This is a genomic window from Oceanobacillus sp. Castelsardo, from assembly GCF_001659985.1.
GTDB lineage: Bacteria > Bacillota > Bacilli > Bacillales > Amphibacillaceae > Oceanobacillus.
In genome coordinates this window covers 345,037-363,209 of sequence record NZ_LYCS01000002.1, presented here as the reverse complement: position 1 = coordinate 363,209, position 18,173 = coordinate 345,037, and the positions used below count along the sequence as shown (strand labels likewise).

Below are 18,173 nucleotides of genomic sequence, written 5' to 3'. Positions count from 1 at the left end.
GGGTATTTAAATTCCTAAAATTGAATAATGGATAATTAAAAAGTAAGGAGGGGGAAAATGGATTTATTCTTTCAGCAGTTATTAAATGGTTTATCAAATGGTAGTGTGTACAGTTTAGTGGCCCTGGGATTAACGATGGTATTTGGGATTTTGCACGTACCCAATTTTGCACAAGGTGCCTTTTATATGATTGGGGCATATGTCACTCTAACGGTAATGACCTTATTTGGTATTCCATATTGGATTGCAATGTTTATATCCATGTTGGCTATTGCTTTTCTTGCTGTGTTATCGGAACGTATCATCTTTCACCCTTTGAGAAAAGCCGAAGCACTACATCAAATGATGGGTGCAATTGGAATACTATTATTTTTGGTAGCTTTTGCTCAAGTTATTTGGGGACCAAACTATCAACAAATGTCTAGTCCGTATGGAAATGCAATAGGTCTATTTGGTATTACTGTGACTCAGCAACGATTAATTGTTATTGTGGCTACAGTAATTATCATGCTAATCCTGCATCTATTTTTAACTAGAACGATGATAGGGGCTGCAATTGTTGCAATGGCACAGAACAGAGAGGGAGCATATTTAGTCGGAATTAATGCCAATATGGTAGCCATGTTAACTTTCGCTATATCTGGTATATTGGCCGCAGCAGCTGCCACACTTGCTTCACCCATTAACCTAGTATTTCCTGGTATGGGAGATCTAGTCATTATGAAGGCGTTTGTCATAATTATTATTGGCGGAATGGGAAGTATTCCAGGAGCAATAATTGCAGGGTATATTTTAGGAATTGTTGAAAGTTTTGGTGCAACATATATTTCAGGGGATTATAAAGACATCATAGCCTTTGTACTATTAGTAATAATTCTATCAGTAAAACCGACAGGATTATTTCCAGGGAGGGTAAATTAATGGCAAAGTTATTATCCAAACGTAATGGTTTAATATTCGTGTTGGTTGTAGCTCTTATCATGCCATTTATCGTACCGAATGATTATATCTTACATGTTCTAGCGTTAGTATGTATTTGGAGTATAAGTGTATACGGAATAAATATTTTTACGGGATATACTGGAAACTTATCATTAGCCCATATTGGTTTTTTCGCAATTGGTGCTTATACACTCGGATTATTAACCGTAAAAGCTGGATGGAATTTTTGGCTTGCCTTTTTAGCTGCTGGCGTGTTGTCTATTATTCTTGGATTCTTAGTTGGTCTAATTTCTCTTAGAACAAATGGTCACTTTTTTGCTATTTACACGATGTGTGTAGGATATATCATTTATTTGATTATTGATAAGTGGGACTCATTAACGGGAGGAGTAAGGGGATTAATTGGAATTCCTGGACCGGCTTCCATTGGGCCAATAACTTTTGAAAGTCTAACATCACAATATTATTTGCTTCTCTTCTTTCTCATTTTAACTATTTTTATTACGAAGAGAATTGTGCATTCCTTACTTGGGCGAACGTTTATCGCAATTCGTAACAGTGAAGAACTCGCTCAAACTATCGGTATTTCAACGAAGAAGAACCAACTTCTAGCCTTTGTTATTTCCTGTTTTTTTGCAGCAATTGCAGGTGCTTTATATGCATCTTTTGTACGATTTATTGGACCAGAAATAGGGGGTATATTTTTAGGATTTGAAATGTTGATTTATCTTGTCATAGGTGGATTAGGAACGCTATCGGGTCCGATTATAGGTACACTTTTAATCGTATTTCTTACTCAATCACTTCAATTTATGCAGGAATACAAAATGCTTTTATTTGGGCCAATTCTGCTTATTATCGTCATTTTTTATCCAAATGGCATTGTCGGTGCAATAGAAGGAATTAAAAGAAAGACAAGACAGAAAAGGAAAAAGTCTGGGCCTAATAAAGGTTATTCCGGTATAGAGGAGGTAAGCTAATGGCATTAAAAGTGGAAAATTTGTCCAAAACCTTTGGTGGATTACAGGCAGTAAATCAAGTTGATCTTGAGGTGAAAAAGGGGGATATTCATGCAGTTATAGGACCTAATGGTGCAGGGAAATCAACTTTTTTTAATTTGATTAGCGGTTTTCACCCCCCTACATCTGGAAAGATTACTTTTAACGATCATGATATTACGAAAATGCCTCCTAATAAAATTGCTAAGTTAGGGATAGCTAGGACCTTTCAAACTACCAATCTATTTGAGGATGCAACCGTTCTAGATAATGTCATTATTGGTAATAGACTAAGAACTAAATCGGGCCTATGGGATGCGATATTTCGAACGAAAAGAGAAAAAAGAGAGGAAAAGGAAAGTTTAGAAAAGGCATATGAGGCATTAGATTTCGTAGAATTGACGGAATTAGCAAATGAACCGATTGCAAATATAAGTCAGGAACAAAAAAAAAGAGTTGCATTTGCTCTAGCGCTTGCAACAGACCCTGAGCTTGTATTACTAGATGAACCTGCAGCTGGTGTTAATCCAGATGAAACAGAAGGGATTAGTGCATTGATACAAAAAATGGCGGATAGTGGTCTTACGGTATGTTTGATTGAACATAAAATGTCTATGATTATGTCCTTAGCCGATCGAATTATGGTTTTGAATCAAGGAAAAAGAATTGCAGAAGGAACTCCAGATGAAATTAAGAACAATCCAGTTGTGATTGAAGCATATTTAGGGAGTGACGAAGATGAGTCAGCTGAAGTTACAAATCTCTAATCTAGAAGTGAAATATGGTCCGTTTACTGCTCTAAAGGAAATAAATATGGATGTCGGACACGGAGAATTGGTAGTATTACTCGGAGCAAATGGTGCGGGAAAAAGCACCATTTTTCGCGCCATCAGCGGACTAAATAAACCAAGTAATGGAGATATCCGTTTTCTTGATAAAAAGGTGAGTGGCATATCCCCTGATAAACTTGTGAAACTAGGAATTATTCAATGTCCAGAGGGGAGAAGTTTATTTCCAGAAATGTCTGTTTATGAGAATTTACAAATGGGTGGATATGTTCACCGAAAAAATAAAGCCGAAATAAAAAAATCAACGGAACATGTGTATGAATTATTTCCTATTCTAGCCGAAAAGAAGGACAATGCTGCTGGGTCCTTGAGTGGTGGACAACAACAAATGCTCGCGATTGGAAGGGCCTTAATGGCAAAGCCTAAACTTCTGCTGTTAGATGAACCGTCATTAGGTCTTGCACCTCTTATAGTAAAACAGATGTTTGAAATCATTCAGCAAATTAATCAAGAAGGCACTACAATACTGCTTGCTGAGCAAAATGCTAGTGCCGCATTAAAAATTGCGGATCGAGGATATGTCATTGAAAATGGTCGTATCGTTGTGAAAGGTACTAGTAGTGAATTATTCAATAATGAAGAAATACGTAAGGCCTATATTGGTGCATAGATTTACTTCTAAAAAGGAGGGTTCAAATGAAGGTTCAAAATAGAAGTATTTTCCTTTTAGTATTGGCATTTCTAGTATTTAGTTTGACCGGTTGTCTTGATGTCTCATCAGGTGATCAGGCGGAAAGTAAAGGGGATTCCGAGGCAGATAATACAGAAACTAAAGCACCAGCAGTTAAAGAAGGGGAGCAAGTCATCAAAATTGGGTATAGTGGTCCATTAAGTGGTCCAGGTGCGCAGTATGGTATAAACGTACTAAACGGTCTTGAAATGGCAGCAGAAGAAATAAATCAAGAAGGCTTTGAGGTGGACGGAAAGACATATAAGCTTGACATTGTTGCCTTGGATGATAAGTATATGCCAAATGAAACCGGAGTGAATGTACAGCGAATGATCTCCGAAGATCAGCCAATAGCAGTTTGGATCCCTCATAGTGGTGGAGTGTTTGCGACACAAGTCTTTAATGAACAAGAGGATTTAATTATTATGGCGCAGACAAGTGAGCCAAGAATGTATGAACAAGGAAATGAATTAATGATTGGAATTTCGCCGCAATATAATATTTGGCCTAAAACATTCAGTAAGTATATGATGGAAAACTTCGGAAATAAAATCGCCCTACTACCAACAAATTCCCAGTATGGTAAGGATTGGATTAATGTAATTAAGCCGATTTGGGAAGAAATGGGTGGAGAAATTGTATATGAGGGTGAAATCGATTTTGCAAAGGAAACAGATTACTTTACAGTCATGACCAACGCATTAAATACAAATCCAGATGTTCTATTTGTTGGGGGGCCTTCTGAGCCGACAGCCTTAGTAATTAAACAAGCGAAAGATTTAGGGTTCGAAGGTGGGTTTATGGTGATGGACCAGGCAAAGATTGAAGAAATGTCAGGATTTTTAGAAAAAGGATACGAATTATTAGAGGGATCTATAGGTGTCTATCCAATTGAAGAGTTGGATACAGAAGCAAGTAATATTTTTGCAGAAAAATATAAAAGCATTTATAAGGAAAAGTTTGCAACTGTAGATTCACAATTAAGCTATCAATCTTTATATGTTTTAGTTGAATCAATGAAAGCTGCTGGCACTGTTGAAGATTCAAAATCTATTATGGAAGCGGTTAACGAAGGAATCCAAAATGCCCCAGATGAGAAAATGGTAATTCCACTTAATGAAATAAATGAGGTCGGAAGTCTACAATGGGAATTTAATGCTGGTGCGGTGGAAGATGGAGAGGTAATATCTGTTCCAATGGAATAATAATAGTTAGTGAGTAATAGAAATAGATAGTGATGGTAATAGAGTGTAACATATACTAGGTTTTATAAAAAATTTTCTCTATAGGGAGGTCTCAAATGTCCAAGATTAATAGGTTTATCTTATTTGGGTTATTTTTCCTTGCTTTGATTTTGGTTGGGTGTGTGGATGTCTCGAATAATGAATCTACTGATAAAGAATCTACGGATGCTAAGGTTAGTGATGTAGAGGTTAAATCGCCAGAGGTTAATGAGGGAGAAAAAATCGTAGAGATAGGATACAGCGGGCCCTTAAGTGGTCCTGGAGCCCAATATGGATTAAATGTATTAAATGGATTAGAGATGGCTGCTAATGAAATAAATGAAAGCGGCTTTGAGGTTAATGGAACTACTTATAAGCTAGAAATTGTTGCCCTTGATGATAAATACATGCCAAACGAGACAGGAGTCAACGTGAAGCGCATGATTTCTGAGAATGATCCAGTAGCAGTTTGGATCCCTCATAGTGGAGGAGTTTTTGCAACGCAGGTATATAACGAGCAGGATGACTTTATTATTATGGCGTATACAAGTGAACCTAGACAATATGAGCAAGGAAATAAATTGATGATTGGTATTCCACCTAAGTACAATATTTGGTCCGAACCGTATAGTAATTATATGATAGAGAACTTTGGAACTAAAATGGCGTTACTTCCTACAAATTCCCAGTATGGAAAGGATTGGTCAGAATCCATTGTTCCTGTCTGGGAAGAAAAAGGTGGAGAAATTGTTTACGATTCAGAGATAGATTTCGCAAAAGAAACCGATTATTTTACCATTATGACGAATGCGTTAGCTAAAGATCCTGATGTTCTGTTTATTGGTGGGCCTTCTGAGCCAACTGCACTTGTCATTAAACAGGCGAAGGAATTGGGATTTGAAGGCGGTTTTATGATTATGGATCAGGCTAAATTAGAGGAAATGTCAGGGTTCTTAGAAGGTTATGAGATGTTAAATGGTTCAATTGGATCCCTTCCAATAGAAAACCTAAATACGGACGCAAGTACTACTTTTGTTGAAACATATAAAGAACTTTATAACGAGCCTTACGCAACTTCTGAAACGGCATTAAATTATCAGACATTATATGTATTAGTGGAAGCTATGAAAGCAGCTGGTACTGTTGATGATAGAGAAGCGATTATGAAGGCAGTTAATGAAGGGATTCAGAATCTAACTGAGGAAGAATTGGTTCTCCCTCTTAAAGGTATTGCCGAAGATGGTGCATTGCAATGGGAATATGATGCCGGTATTGTAGAAAATGGGGAAGTTGGAACGTATCCTGTAAATTAAACTTCTGTTCTTAAGATGTACAGAAGCCGGATGTGGTTTAAGATACTATATAAAATAAAAAATCTGTAGCAAAAATAAAGGGAAAATTTTGAAGTTAGAGAAATATAATGGTAGAGGGTGACAAATTTTCCCTTTTTTTAATAAAAACATACTTACTAGTCAGTATTTAATTGGTGATTTTAAAAAAAAGGAGTAGATAACATGCATTTACGTTTAACAGATGAACAAAAGATGGTACAACAAACGATTCGGAAATTTGTAGAAAAGGAATTAATCCCACTTGAGAACGAGGTACTTAGAAATGAGCGAGAAGGTAGACCAAGTCTGTCAAATGAAAAGTTAAAAGAGCTTCAATTAAAAGCGAAAGAGGCCGGATTTTGGGGGATTAATACACCTGCTGAATATGGTGGAGCAGATTTAGGACAAATGATGATGGCGCTTGTGATCATGGAAGTATCGAAGACCTTTGTTCCATTCCAGTTTGGAGGAACAGCAGATAATATCCTTTACTATGGCAATGAAGAACAAAAGAAAAAATATCTTATCCCTACTATAAATGGAGATAAGAAGTCATGCTTTGCGATGACAGAACCGGGGGCGGGATCGGATACTAGGAATATTAGAACAACAGCTGTTAAAGATGGGAACGAATGGGTTATTAATGGGGAGAAGACATTTATTACAGGTGGGAATGAAGCCGATTTTGTGATGGTAATGGCAATTACGGATAAAGAGAAACATGCTCGAACAGGAAGAGAAGGCGTTACTTGCTTTATTGTAGATCGTGATATGGGATGGAAATCTGAATTTATTCATACGATGGGTGAATGGGGTCCAGCTGGATTAGTATTTGACAATGTTAGAGTACCAGAAGAAAACATCTTGGGAGAAGTTGATAATGGGTACCAGCTTGGCTTAGAATGGATCGGTTTTGCAAGATGGGTTGTTGGTGCAACAGCAGTGGGTGCAGCAGAGCGTTTATTACAAATGGCAATCGATTACTCGAAGGAACGGGAAACGTTTGGAAAACCAATTGCGGACAGACAGGCTATTCAATGGCAAATAGCTGATTCTGCAGTTGAGATTGAAGCTGCAAAGTGGCTAGTTTTAAACGCAACCTTTACTTTGGATAATGGTGAGGATAATCGTCACTTGGCATCGATGGCGAAATTGTATGGAGCAAACATGGGGAATCGTGTCATTGATCGCGTCCTACAAATTCACGGTGGAATGGGTTATACCAAAGAGTTACCAATTGAACGTTGGTACAGGGAAGCTAGATTATGGAGAATTTATGATGGAACAGATGAAATTCAACGTTTAATCATCTCTAGAAACCTATTAAAAGGAAATGTGAAATTAGGGCAATATTTATAATAAATGGGGGGAACAGATCATGTCTAAACAATTTACTGAAAAAGTAGCCTATATTACAGGTGGAAGTCGTGGTATAGGAAAAGGTATTGCAAAAATGTTTGCCGAAGAAGGGGCAAAGGTAGCAATTGTAGATGTTAATGAAAAGGCTTTAAAGGAAACAAAACAAGAATTCAATGAACAGGGTTACGATATATATACAAAAGTAGTTGATGTCGTTCATGCCAATGAAGTGGAAGAGTCGATGGAAGAAGTAGTTAATCGTTATGGTTCGCTCGATATTCTTGTGAATAATGCTGGTATTATTCGGGATAATTTACTATTTAAAATGACGGATAGTGATTGGGATCAAGTAATGAATGTTCATTTAAAAGGTGCATTCCATGCTACTCAAGCAGCACAAAAGTACATGGTAAAAAATAAGTTTGGGCGAATTATTAATATATCATCCACTTCAGCATTAGGTAATCGTGGGCAAGCGAATTATGCAACAGCAAAAGCGGGTATACAAGGATTTACGAAGACCTTAGCAATAGAATTGGGTAAATATGGAATTACTGCTAATGCTATTGCACCAGGATTTATTGAAACCGATATGACGAAAGCAACAGCAGAAAGAATCGGTATTTCATTTGAGGAGATGGTGCGATTAAGTGTAGAACAAATTCCTGTTGGTCGAAGCGGGAAGCCTTCTGATATTGCGAATGCAGTAGCGTTCTATGCAGATGAAAAGTCCGGTTTTGTCAATGGGCAAGTAATATATGTAGCTGGTGGTCCAAAAGATTAATGGATGTTCAAAAAGTCTGGTGAAAATGACACTTCGGTACAGGGGACCTTCGACTAAGTTCCGTCACGTCCTTGAAAAAGAAAATCACTTTTTCTGCGTGCGATGTTAAGCACGGATGCTTTTCTTGTCCTGTGACGAACATCGAAGTCACCACATCCTGTGGAAGCTCGTTGGCTATAGGGGGACTTCTACTAAAACCGCCCACGTCCTGTGGGCAACATCGAAGTCACCACATCCTGTGCAAGTCCGCTACTCACGTATTGACTGCATACGTTCTGGTGCTCAAAGCTACGCCGCCTCAAACTGCGACGCACACGACGTGCTAGTGTCGGCGTTGCAATAGGGCGTTGCGCATTTAGCCGACCTCGGTCCTTTTCATCCTCCTTTTTGAACAAGCATGAATAATGGAGGGAACTTTATTGTATAAAAATGTAATCGGGAAGAAATCCAAAAAAGTTAAAAATATGGTGGAAAGGGGCATGGTAAAAAGATTCGCGGAATCTATAGGGGATTCACACCCAATATTTATCGATGAAGAATATGGAAGGCAGTCAAGGTATAAAAAAAATATTGCACCACCAACCTTTCCACGTGTCTTTGATTACGGTGAAATAAACGAATTATATCTTCCAAATGTTGGGTTAATTCATGGTGAGCAAACATATCATTATGAACGCCCTCTATTAGTTGGGGAAACTATTTATTGTTTTACTGAAGTAGCAGATTATTATGAAAAGAAAGCAAGTCTCGGTTTGCTAGGTTTCATTGTTTTAAAAAGATACGGAGAAGATGCTGAAGGAAATACTATTTTTACAGAAGATCAATCTATCATTATCACGGAAACAATTAGAAAGGAATTGTCTAAATGAATCGTTTAATAGATATGAAGATTGGCGAAGTGTTGAATGAAATTAGCCTAGAACCTGTCTCCCGAATTGATTTAATTAAATATGCGGGGGCCTCAGGCGATTTTAATCCTATCCACACGATTGACAAAGAAGCTACAAAAGCTGGATTGCCTGGAATTATTGCTCATGGAATGTGGACAATGGGCAATTTATCCAAGCTATTTACACCGTATTTAGAGGAAGGGTTTATTCAAGATTATAAGATTCGCTTTGCAGATATGGTGTTTTTAGATGATGTTATTACGTTGAAGGCGGTTTTAGATGAAGTTCATGAAAATTACTTAGACTTCGATGTGATGGCCGTTAAAGCAAACGGAAAAGTAGCTATAAAAGGTAACGTTAGATTTAAAATTTATCAATAGAAGAGGAGTGTAAAAGAATGAAAAGAGATGCAGTCATTGTTTCAGCTGTTCGGACACCAATTGCTAGACAAGGGGGAGCATTAGCCACCGTTCCAGCTCATGTATATGGTGCAGAAGTAATTAAAGAAGCGGTTAAACGTGCCAAAGTAAACCCAGAAGAAATTGATGATGTGATTTTTGGAAATGTATTAAGTGGTGGTGGAAATATTGCTAGATTAACCGCATTACAAGCTGGATTATCTATTAATCTTCCAGGTTTAACGATCGATAGACAATGTGGGTCAGGAATTAATGCAGTTGCATTAGCAGCTCAGGCAATTAGAGCAGGCGAAGGTGAAGTTTATATAGCGGGTGGAACGGAAAGTATGAGTCGAGCACCTTATCTTATGGATAGACCTGAAAAACCATATGCTCCGATGCTGCCAAGGTTTAGAAACTCTCAACTTTCACCAAAAGAAATTGGAGATCCTCCTATGGGGATAACTGCAGAAAATCTAGCAAAAAAATATAATATTAGAAGAGAGGAACAGGATGAGTTTGCTCTTAGAAGTCAACAAAGAATGGCTATAGCGATGGAAGAAGGTCGTTTTGATGAACAAATTGTTCCAATAACCGTTCCAATCAGAAAAGGAGAACCAATTACTTTTTATAAAGACGAGCATCCTCGCCCAAATACAACGATTGAAGGACTATCAAAACTCCCAGCTGCCTTTCTTAAAGATGGTAGCGTTACGGCTGGGTCAAGTTCTGGACTGAATGATGCAGCTTCTGCACTTGTAATCATGTCTCGTGAAAAAGCGGAAAAACAAGGGTTAAAACCATTAGCAGTCATTCGTGAAACAGCTGTGGCGGGAGTGGATCCTAATATAATGGGGATTGGGCCTGTACCAGCAACAAAGAAGGTAATGGAGAAATCAGGTCTTCAATTAGAAGATTTCGATTTGATAGAGCTAAATGAAGCTTTTGCTGCGCAAGTAATTGCTTGTGATCGCGAACTATCCTTTAATCCCGAAAAACTAAATGTGAATGGTGGTGCGATTGCACATGGACATCCACTCGGCGCAACAGGTGCGATCCTTGTTACAAAAGCGGTATATGAATTAGAAAGAACTGAAGGAAGATATGCACTAATAACGGCATGTATCGGTGGAGGTCAAGGAATAGCAACCATTATTGAAAAAGAATAGTAAAAGAATAGTAGTAGGTAAAAGGAAAAAGATAGTACTCCCACCTATGAAATGATAGGTGGGAACATACTAATGGAGGGTAATATGGAAACTAATGAAATTGAAGTATATGTACGTTTCAGTGAGACCGATGCCGCTGGTCATGTGAATAATACAAGTTATTTTTTATACCTAGAAGAGGCACGAACAAAATATATTACTCAGAAATTTAAACAGGTTAACAAAAAAGAAAAGCATTCTTTAAATAATTTTATTTTAGCTTCAACCAAATGTGATTATATTTCACAAGCATATGCTGGGGATATTCTAAAAGTAAAAACAACTATTTCACATATTGGAAATAAGAGTTTTACCTTTAATCATGTGATTACAAATGCGAATACCGATCAAGTGGTTATCCGGGCTTCTGCAACACTTGTAAGTTTTAATTATTCAGAACAAACATCTCAACCTATTCCAGCTGAAATAAGGGGTTATTTAGAACGTAATCTAAATACTTAAGTCAGAAGAAAATAAATAGAAAGGGTATGAACAATCTATGATTTGTACTTTTTCATATTATTTATAAGTGGAAATAAGGCATGCGTATAACCAAATGACGCAAGCCTATTTTTGAATTTTTTCATATGAGTAACTGCTCAATATTCATAAAATAAATAACAGAACAGAAATATTTCCAATATTATTAGTTTAATTGTGTAAAAAATAGAACAATGATAGAATTTTAAATATACAGAATAATTGGTATCACATTTGAACACAATAATTTCTGGAATTAGATTCAGAAATTAAAGGCTAATTATTAACAAGAAATGTGATTAGGCATCTTAGGGAATTAGGTCAATAGGCAATAACCATTATTGTAATTCAACTTAATTTCAGAGGAGGAATTTGTATGTTAAAAGAAATATCTAGTTATGCAGAAAGACTAAGGGAAGAATTAATAGATTTTATGGAGAAGCATGTTTACCCTGCCGAGAAGGAAGTAGAGGCATACTTAGAAACAGCCGATAGCCGTTGGACAATTCCGCCAATTATAGAAGAATTGAAGCAGAAGGCAAAAAGACAAGGATTATGGAATCTTTTTTATGCGGATGAACAATATGGTAAAGGGTTAACAAATTATGAATATGCATACTTATGTGAGATTATGGGACGATCCTTAATTGCACCTGAAATCTTTAATTGTAACGCCCCTGATACTGGAAATATGGAGGTACTAATTAAGTACGGTAACGATGAGCAAAAGCAAAGATGGTTAACTCCATTATTAGAGGGGGAAATTCGATCAATCTTTTCGATGACGGAACCATCTGTTGCTTCTTCTGATGCGACAAATATTCAAACAGAAATTATTCGTGACGGTGATGAGTATGTAATTAACGGAAGAAAATGGTGGTCTACATCAGCATTAGATCCGAGGTGTAAAATTGCTATTGTTATGGGGAAAACGGACTTTAATTCGGACACATATAAACAACAATCAATGGTTTTAGTTCCAATGGATACACCTGGGGTGGAGGTAAAACGTCCATTAAAAGTATTTGGTTATGACCACGCACCAACGGGTCATGGAGAAGTACACTTTAATAATGTGCGAGTACCGGCATCTAACTTAATTCTAGGTGAGGGTCGTGGCTTCGAAATTGCACAGGGTAGGTTAGGTCCCGGCCGTATCCATCATGCAATGCGTGGTATTGGACAAGCGGAACGTGCATTAGATTTATTAATTGACCGCGCGGAAGATAGAGAGGCATTTGGTTCCAAACTAATTGATAAAGATGTGCTTCGGGCTCAAATAGCAGAGAGCAGGTTGGAAATTGAGCAAGTAAGATTATTAACACTTAGCACAGCCCATAAGATTGATCAGTATGGAGCGAAAGCAGCACGTAAGGAGATTGCCATGATAAAAGTTGCGGTTCCAGGAGTTGCATTAAATGTAATTGATCGAGCAATAGAAGTCTATGGTGGCGGAGGAGTTTCGCAAGACTTTCCGTTGGCTGAACATTATGCACATGCAAGAACACTTCGAATTGTAGACGGGCCGGATCAAGTACACATTCGAGATATTGCGAAGTTAGAGATCCGTGAGAGAAGAAACAAGAAATCAAAAGAAGCAATCGTTAAGTAAAAGGATATTTCAGTGGGGGATTTTGTATGATCCCCACTGAAATTTTATTTATCTGTTGCTTTTATTTTACTTCAAGTGGCAATAGGGGGATTCAACAATATGATTGATATTTCTATGCATAATGAAGTTACTTGTGTGAAAGCAGAGACGCCAAGTAAAAATTCTGTTTATCTTTATTTAGTGGATGGGATGTTAATAGATACAGGACCACAAATATTAGAAAACAAATTAATAGCTTTTTACAACCGACATCATTTTGATTCAGTTACGCTAACCCATAGTCATGAGGATCATGCAGGTACGGCTTCATGGATCCAAAAAAACAAAAGTGTCCCCATTTATATTCATCCAAAGGGTATGAAGGTTTGTCATAGTTCGGCCGATTATCCGGAATATCGCCAAAGGGCATGGGGGATTCGAAAGGAATTTCAAACTTTACCATTAGAGGACAGCATACAATCTAGACATTTAGAATGGGAGGCCATTTATACACCAGGACATGCAGATGACCATGTTTCATTATTTAATAAGGAAACTGGTAGATTGTTCTCTGGTGATATTTTTATTTTACCAACGATTAAGGTACTAATGAAATCTGAGTCAGTCTCAAAGATGATGAATAGCATACAAAAGTTATTAAAATTAGATTTTGGAGCAATGTACTGTTCTCATGCAGGCTACTTACCGGATGGAAGGGAAAAGTTGAAAACTAAGTTAAATAACTTACAAGGAATATACGAATCGGTAATGGATTTACACAAGAAGGGTTATTCCGTATTAGAAATAGACAAAACTTTATTTGCAAAGAAATATAGAGTGGAGGAGTATTCAAAAGGGGAATATAGTTCTATAAATATTGTGTACTCTATTCTATCGGACACTCAAAGCTAAAATATTGGATTTTAAAGTGGAATGTTATTCATATAGTGATGATAGATAAAAAAGAATGGAGCGGGTTAATGGAATAAATTAAAGATTCAATTTATCTTATCGAATTGGTGCATTAAATTAGCTTGAGCATCCGGGGGAGATTTTAGCCTTTTAAATAGGGAGGGAATCAATATGTTTAAAACAATTAAAACAGATATTGTGGACAATATCATGACGATTACGCTCAATCGACCAGACCGATTGAATGCTTATACCGAGTATATGGGGGAAGAGATTATTCAAGCTTTGGAACATGCAGACAGAAATGATGAAGTAAGAGTGATCATTATGACTGGAGAAGGTAAAGCGTTTTGTGCTGGTGCTGATTTAGATAAAGACGCTAGCATATTTCAATCTGATACCCCTATGGAAGACTATCATGACGGTGGTGGTTTAGTTTCTCTACGAATCTATGAACTTAACAAACCAATTATTGCTGCAATCAATGGTTCAGCAGTTGGAGTTGGAATCACCATGACTTTGCCAATGGATATACGAATTGCTTCTGAGAATGCAAAAATGGGATTCGTTTTTGCGCGTAGAGGGATTACACAAGAAGCGTGTAGTGGATGGTTTTTACCAAGAATTGTTGGAATTAGTCAAGCGATGGAGTGGGTGTCAACTGGTAGAATTTTTTCGGCTAGGGAAGCAAAGGAACATGGGTTAGTTAGTCGAGTAGTAACGGCGGATGAATTATTGCCTACAGCAAGACAACTTGCAAATGAGATTGTTGAAAATACATCGGCTATGTCTGTCGCATTAAATAGACAATTAATGTGGAGAATGCTAGGTGCGGATCACCCAATGGAATCTCATAAAGTGGAATCTAAATATATATACTGGACTGGAAGAAATGCAGATGTTCAAGAAGGAGTACAAGCCTTTCTCGAAAAACGTAAACCCAACTTTAGTTTAAGGGTAAGCTCTGATATGCCAGACTTTGTCCCGTGGTGGAAAGAGCGCAAGTTCAAATAAAACGGAGTAAAAGAAAAATCTAGAAAAATGTAATAAGAAATTCAATAAAATTAGGGGGATAATGATGACGAGATTTGAAAATGCAATTGCAGTTGTAACAGGTGCTGGAAGTGGAATTGGGGAAGCAACGGTGAAAAGATTAGCTTCAGAAGGTGCCAAAGTAATTCTAGTTGGAAGAACAGTTTCCAAATTGGAGAAAGTAGCAAGTGATATAAATAATAATCGGAATGAGAAGGTAGCATTTCCATTTGCATGTGATGTTACTTCTGAAAAAGAGGTAGAGAATTTAGTAGATTATGTGAAAACGGAATTCGAAGATGTAACCGTTCTTATTAATAACGCCGGAGGATTATACAATTCAACTATTCAAGAAACTTCTATTGAGAAATGGGAAGAAATTCAAAATTTAAATGTAAATAGTGTCTTTCTAGTATCGAAAAAGATTGGAAAAGTGATGATGGATGGATCGAGTAAGAATCCTAATGTAAATCGTTCCATTCTTAATGTAGCGTCTTTATCGGGACATAAGCCTGGTGCAATATTTCCGCATTATAGTGCAGCTAAAGCTTCCGTTATTAATCTTACAAAAGCCATGGCATTTGAGTATTCTAGGAGTGGTATCCGGGTTAATTCGATTTCTCCAGGTTTTGTAGAAACCGCTATGGTGGACAAAGGGAAAGAAAAATTAGTGAAGATTATTAACAAAAAAACAACGATGAAGCGTTTGGGTCAACCGGAGGAAGTTGCTAACGCTATAGCATTTTTATCCTCTAAAGAAGCTTCCTATATAACAGGAATTGATATGCTTGTAGATGGAGGTTACATGTTGACGTGATTAACTGAAAAATAAAGCCTTTTATAGAAGTTGTATTCGATGATCACCTTTTTTATTTTTATCAAACCAATTACTCGCATCTAATAGAAAAATAAAATCCTACTACAATATCTATTATTAACCATTAACATCTCATATTATATAAAGAACATGAATACAATAGAATCAATTATATGTTTTAAATCATTATATATTCTGTAAGTGCGGGGGAAAATAGTATTTTCTTTTATTCTTTCTAGTTGAGAAGGTGCCCATTATAAATAAGGAAGGTGATTATCATGAGCTTGGACATTATGAAACAGCTACAAAAGGTTATTCCAAAAGAACGTGTAAGTACAAATGAAACGATACGAAAACAACATAGTAGAGATGAGTCCTTTCATCCTCCTAATCTACCAGATGTTGTAGTCTGTCCAAAAACAACAAATGAAATATCTGACTTGATGAAAATTGCATATCATAGTGAAATACCTGTTGTACCATTTGGTGTTGGCTCCGGGCTAGAGGGACAGGCTATTCCGTTAAAAGGAGGAATCTCCATAAATTTTGGTCAAATGAATCAAATTCTTGAAATTAATCCTGATGATTTATTAGTAAAAGTTCAGCCAGGAGTTACAAGAAAAGAATTAAATAAAGAATTAGGTAAACATGGACTCTTCTTTTCTGTTGACCCTGGTGCGGATGCTAGTATAGGGGGGATGGTATCCACAAATGCAAGTGGAACAACCGCTGTGAAGTACGGAAACATGAAGGAAAATATTCTTGACTTAGAAGTAGTCTTATCTGATGGAAGAGTGATTCGTACTGGTAGTAAAGCGAAAAAGTCATCCTCCGGGTATAATTTAACCGAATTATTTGTTGGCTCAGAAGGGACATTAGGGGTTTTTAGTGAAATTACATTAAAAGTCTATGGAATCCCCGAGTCGATAGTAGCGGGGATTGCGCTTTTTCCTTCTGTGTACGATGCGGCAAAGGCAACAGTGGCTGCCCTTTCAATAGGAAGTTCCATAGCACGCAGTGATTTAATTGATGCATTATCTATAAAACAAATAAATCAAGCCAATGGTACCAATTATAAAGAGGGCGTAACCCTATTCCTAGAAATTCACAGTCATAAGTCAACCATGAGGCATGAAGTTGATATGATAAAAGAAATATTTGAACAGAATGGATGTAGTCACTTTGAAGTAGGGGAAGATACAAAAGCAAGGGCCGAATTATGGGAAATGAGACATAACTTGTACTACTTGTATCTACACCATAACCCCGGCAAAACAATGATGAATACAGACGTTTGTGTTCCAATTTCAAAAACCCCACAAGCACTAGAATTCGCGAGGAAAGTTTTAGAAAAATCTAATCTAATGGGAGCAGTAATTGGGCATATAGGGGATGGAAATTTTCATGCAGGTTTAATAATTAATCCTAATGACCCATCGGATATGGAAATGGCAAACAATGTAAATGAACAAATAGTGCAGCACGCTTTAAAACTAGGAGGTTCTTGTACGGGGGAACACGGTGTAGGCTTGGGGAAAATGAAGTATCAAAAGCTACAGCATGGGGAAGCGCTTAACATAATGAAGGATATTAAGATTGTTTTAGATCCTAAAAATATTTTGAACCTAGGGAAAATTTTTGAAGCAGATAGAGTCATATAGTGTGAAAGGTTTATGATATAGAAATACAGCTGTAGGTTTAGGTGTGTATAACTATGAACTATTAAAAATACTAGAATGATGTCATTGAATGGTATTCACAGGAAGTAGTAAAAATAAAAATGAATTAGCTATTTCTAATTATTGCTAAGAATCCTTAAGGACCTAAAATAACTATAAACCGAACGAGGAGAGAAGTGATCATGGAATTAAATCAAGTATCAGCTGTAGTTACAGGGGGAGCATCGGGATTAGGTGAAGCAACAACAAGAAACATTGTTGCAAAAGGTGGAAAAGTTACAATCCTTGACTTACAAGAAAATAAAGGAAGAAATTTAGTAGAGGAACTTGGGAAAAATGTTTCTTTTATTAGAACAGATGTTACAAATGAAGATAGTGTGCAGGTGGGTTTAGAACATGCGATAAGTACTTTCGGGAATATCAATACACTAGTTAATTGTGCCGGTATTGGAATCGCTGAGAAAACGTATAGCAGTAGAAAAGGGGTTCATGACTTAGGGAATTTTAACAAAGTAATACAGGTAAACTTAGTAGGAACGTTTAATACTATTCGCCTTTCAGCAGAAAAAATGAGTGGGAATAAACCAAACGAGAATGGTGAAAGAGGGGTTATAATTAATACCGCATCTGTAGCTGCATTTGAAGGACAGATAGGTCAAGTAGCGTATAGTGCTTCTAAAGGTGGTATTGTTGGTATGACGTTACCTATTGCCAGAGATTTGGCTTCTGAAGGCATAAGAGTACTTACTATTGCACCGGGACTATTTGAAACACCGCTTTTTGCAGGGGCATCGGAAAAAGTCAGAACAGCGTTAGGTGCTATGGTTCCTTTCCCTTCAAGACTGGGGCTTCCTAAGGAATTTGGACATTTAGTACAAAGTATTATAGAAAATCCGATGTTAAATGGAGAAACAATCCGGTTGGACGGGGCAATCCGTATGCAACCGAGATAAACTTTCTTTTTTTTATATAGTAATGGTATAATTGTGATTGTATAATTCGGAATATTTT

At 37.0% G+C, this 18,173-nt stretch carries 18 protein-coding genes; all 18 read left to right on the top strand.

From position 1 onward, the window contains the following. The first annotated feature begins 57 nt into the window (after positions 1–57). The 18 genes from A9178_RS05925 (at position 58) to A9178_RS05840 (ending at position 18,115) form a co-directional block, all read left to right on the top strand. Positions 58–921 (top strand): branched-chain amino acid ABC transporter permease, encoded by an 864-nt coding sequence (locus tag A9178_RS05925; protein ID WP_068673299.1) that lies wholly within the window; start codon positions 58–60, stop codon positions 919–921. Beyond that, positions 921–1,922, top strand: coding sequence for a branched-chain amino acid ABC transporter permease (locus A9178_RS05920; RefSeq protein WP_068673297.1), 1,002 nt, complete (start codon positions 921–923; stop codon positions 1,920–1,922). The genes A9178_RS05925 and A9178_RS05920 overlap by 1 nt, the downstream gene beginning before the upstream one ends. Further along, the gene (locus A9178_RS05915; protein WP_068673295.1) at positions 1,922–2,707 is read left to right on the top strand and encodes an ABC transporter ATP-binding protein; all 786 of its coding nucleotides are present in this window, start codon (positions 1,922–1,924) and stop codon (positions 2,705–2,707) included. Before A9178_RS05920 ends, A9178_RS05915 begins: the two co-directional genes overlap by 1 nt. Further along, a complete protein-coding gene (locus A9178_RS05910) occupies positions 2,679–3,398 on the top strand; it encodes an ABC transporter ATP-binding protein (RefSeq protein WP_068673293.1) in 720 nt (239 codons plus the stop codon). The genes A9178_RS05915 and A9178_RS05910 overlap by 29 nt, the downstream gene beginning before the upstream one ends. 26 nt (positions 3,399–3,424) lie before the next feature. Next, a complete protein-coding gene (locus A9178_RS05905; RefSeq protein ID WP_068673291.1) occupies positions 3,425–4,663 on the top strand; it encodes an ABC transporter substrate-binding protein in 1,239 nt (412 codons plus the stop codon). A 95-nt stretch (positions 4,664–4,758) separates the two neighbouring features. Beyond that, entirely contained in the window at positions 4,759–5,994 is a 1,236-nt protein-coding gene (locus tag A9178_RS05900) for an ABC transporter substrate-binding protein (RefSeq protein ID WP_068673289.1), read from the top strand. Positions 5,995–6,195: 201 nt separating this feature from the next. Then, positions 6,196–7,371, top strand: a complete 1,176-nt coding sequence (locus A9178_RS05895) for an acyl-CoA dehydrogenase family protein (protein WP_068673287.1) — start codon at positions 6,196–6,198, stop codon at positions 7,369–7,371. Continuing rightward, positions 7,364–8,155 carry a 3-oxoacyl-ACP reductase FabG gene (gene fabG / locus A9178_RS05890; protein WP_255376714.1) on the top strand — a complete coding sequence of 264 codons (792 nt, stop codon included), beginning with the start codon at positions 7,364–7,366 and terminating at the stop codon, positions 8,153–8,155. The genes A9178_RS05895 and fabG overlap by 8 nt, the downstream gene beginning before the upstream one ends. 419 nt (positions 8,156–8,574) lie before the next feature. After that, entirely contained in the window at positions 8,575–9,024 is a 450-nt protein-coding gene (locus A9178_RS05885) for a MaoC family dehydratase N-terminal domain-containing protein (RefSeq protein ID WP_068673283.1), read from the top strand. Then, complete coding sequence (locus A9178_RS05880; RefSeq protein WP_068673281.1) at positions 9,021–9,425, top strand: MaoC/PaaZ C-terminal domain-containing protein; 405 nt, start codon at positions 9,021–9,023, stop codon at positions 9,423–9,425. The genes A9178_RS05885 and A9178_RS05880 overlap by 4 nt, the downstream gene beginning before the upstream one ends. 17 nt (positions 9,426–9,442) lie before the next feature. Continuing rightward, positions 9,443–10,612, top strand: a complete 1,170-nt coding sequence (locus tag A9178_RS05875; RefSeq protein WP_068673279.1) for a thiolase family protein — start codon at positions 9,443–9,445, stop codon at positions 10,610–10,612. Positions 10,613–10,696: 84 nt separating this feature from the next. After that, positions 10,697–11,113: an acyl-CoA thioesterase gene (locus A9178_RS05870; protein WP_068673628.1), complete on the top strand. Its 417-nt coding sequence runs from the start codon at positions 10,697–10,699 to the stop codon at positions 11,111–11,113. A gap of 394 nt (positions 11,114–11,507) precedes the next feature. After that, positions 11,508–12,743, top strand: a complete 1,236-nt coding sequence (locus tag A9178_RS05865; protein WP_068673277.1) for an acyl-CoA dehydrogenase family protein — start codon at positions 11,508–11,510, stop codon at positions 12,741–12,743. 99 nt (positions 12,744–12,842) lie between these two features. Then, positions 12,843–13,634, top strand: coding sequence for an MBL fold metallo-hydrolase (locus A9178_RS05860; RefSeq protein ID WP_068673275.1), 792 nt, complete (start codon positions 12,843–12,845; stop codon positions 13,632–13,634). Positions 13,635–13,805: 171 nt separating this feature from the next. Next, positions 13,806–14,648: a crotonase/enoyl-CoA hydratase family protein gene (locus tag A9178_RS05855; protein ID WP_068673273.1), complete on the top strand. Its 843-nt coding sequence runs from the start codon at positions 13,806–13,808 to the stop codon at positions 14,646–14,648. A gap of 64 nt (positions 14,649–14,712) precedes the next feature. After that, the gene (locus tag A9178_RS05850; protein WP_068673270.1) at positions 14,713–15,483 is read left to right on the top strand and encodes an SDR family NAD(P)-dependent oxidoreductase; all 771 of its coding nucleotides are present in this window, start codon (positions 14,713–14,715) and stop codon (positions 15,481–15,483) included. Positions 15,484–15,761: 278 nt separating this feature from the next. After that, entirely contained in the window at positions 15,762–17,144 is a 1,383-nt protein-coding gene (locus A9178_RS05845; protein ID WP_068673268.1) for an FAD-binding oxidoreductase, read from the top strand. Positions 17,145–17,344: 200 nt separating this feature from the next. Continuing rightward, entirely contained in the window at positions 17,345–18,115 is a 771-nt protein-coding gene (locus A9178_RS05840) for a 3-hydroxyacyl-CoA dehydrogenase (protein ID WP_068673266.1), read from the top strand. Positions 18,116–18,173: the final 58 nt, after the last annotated feature.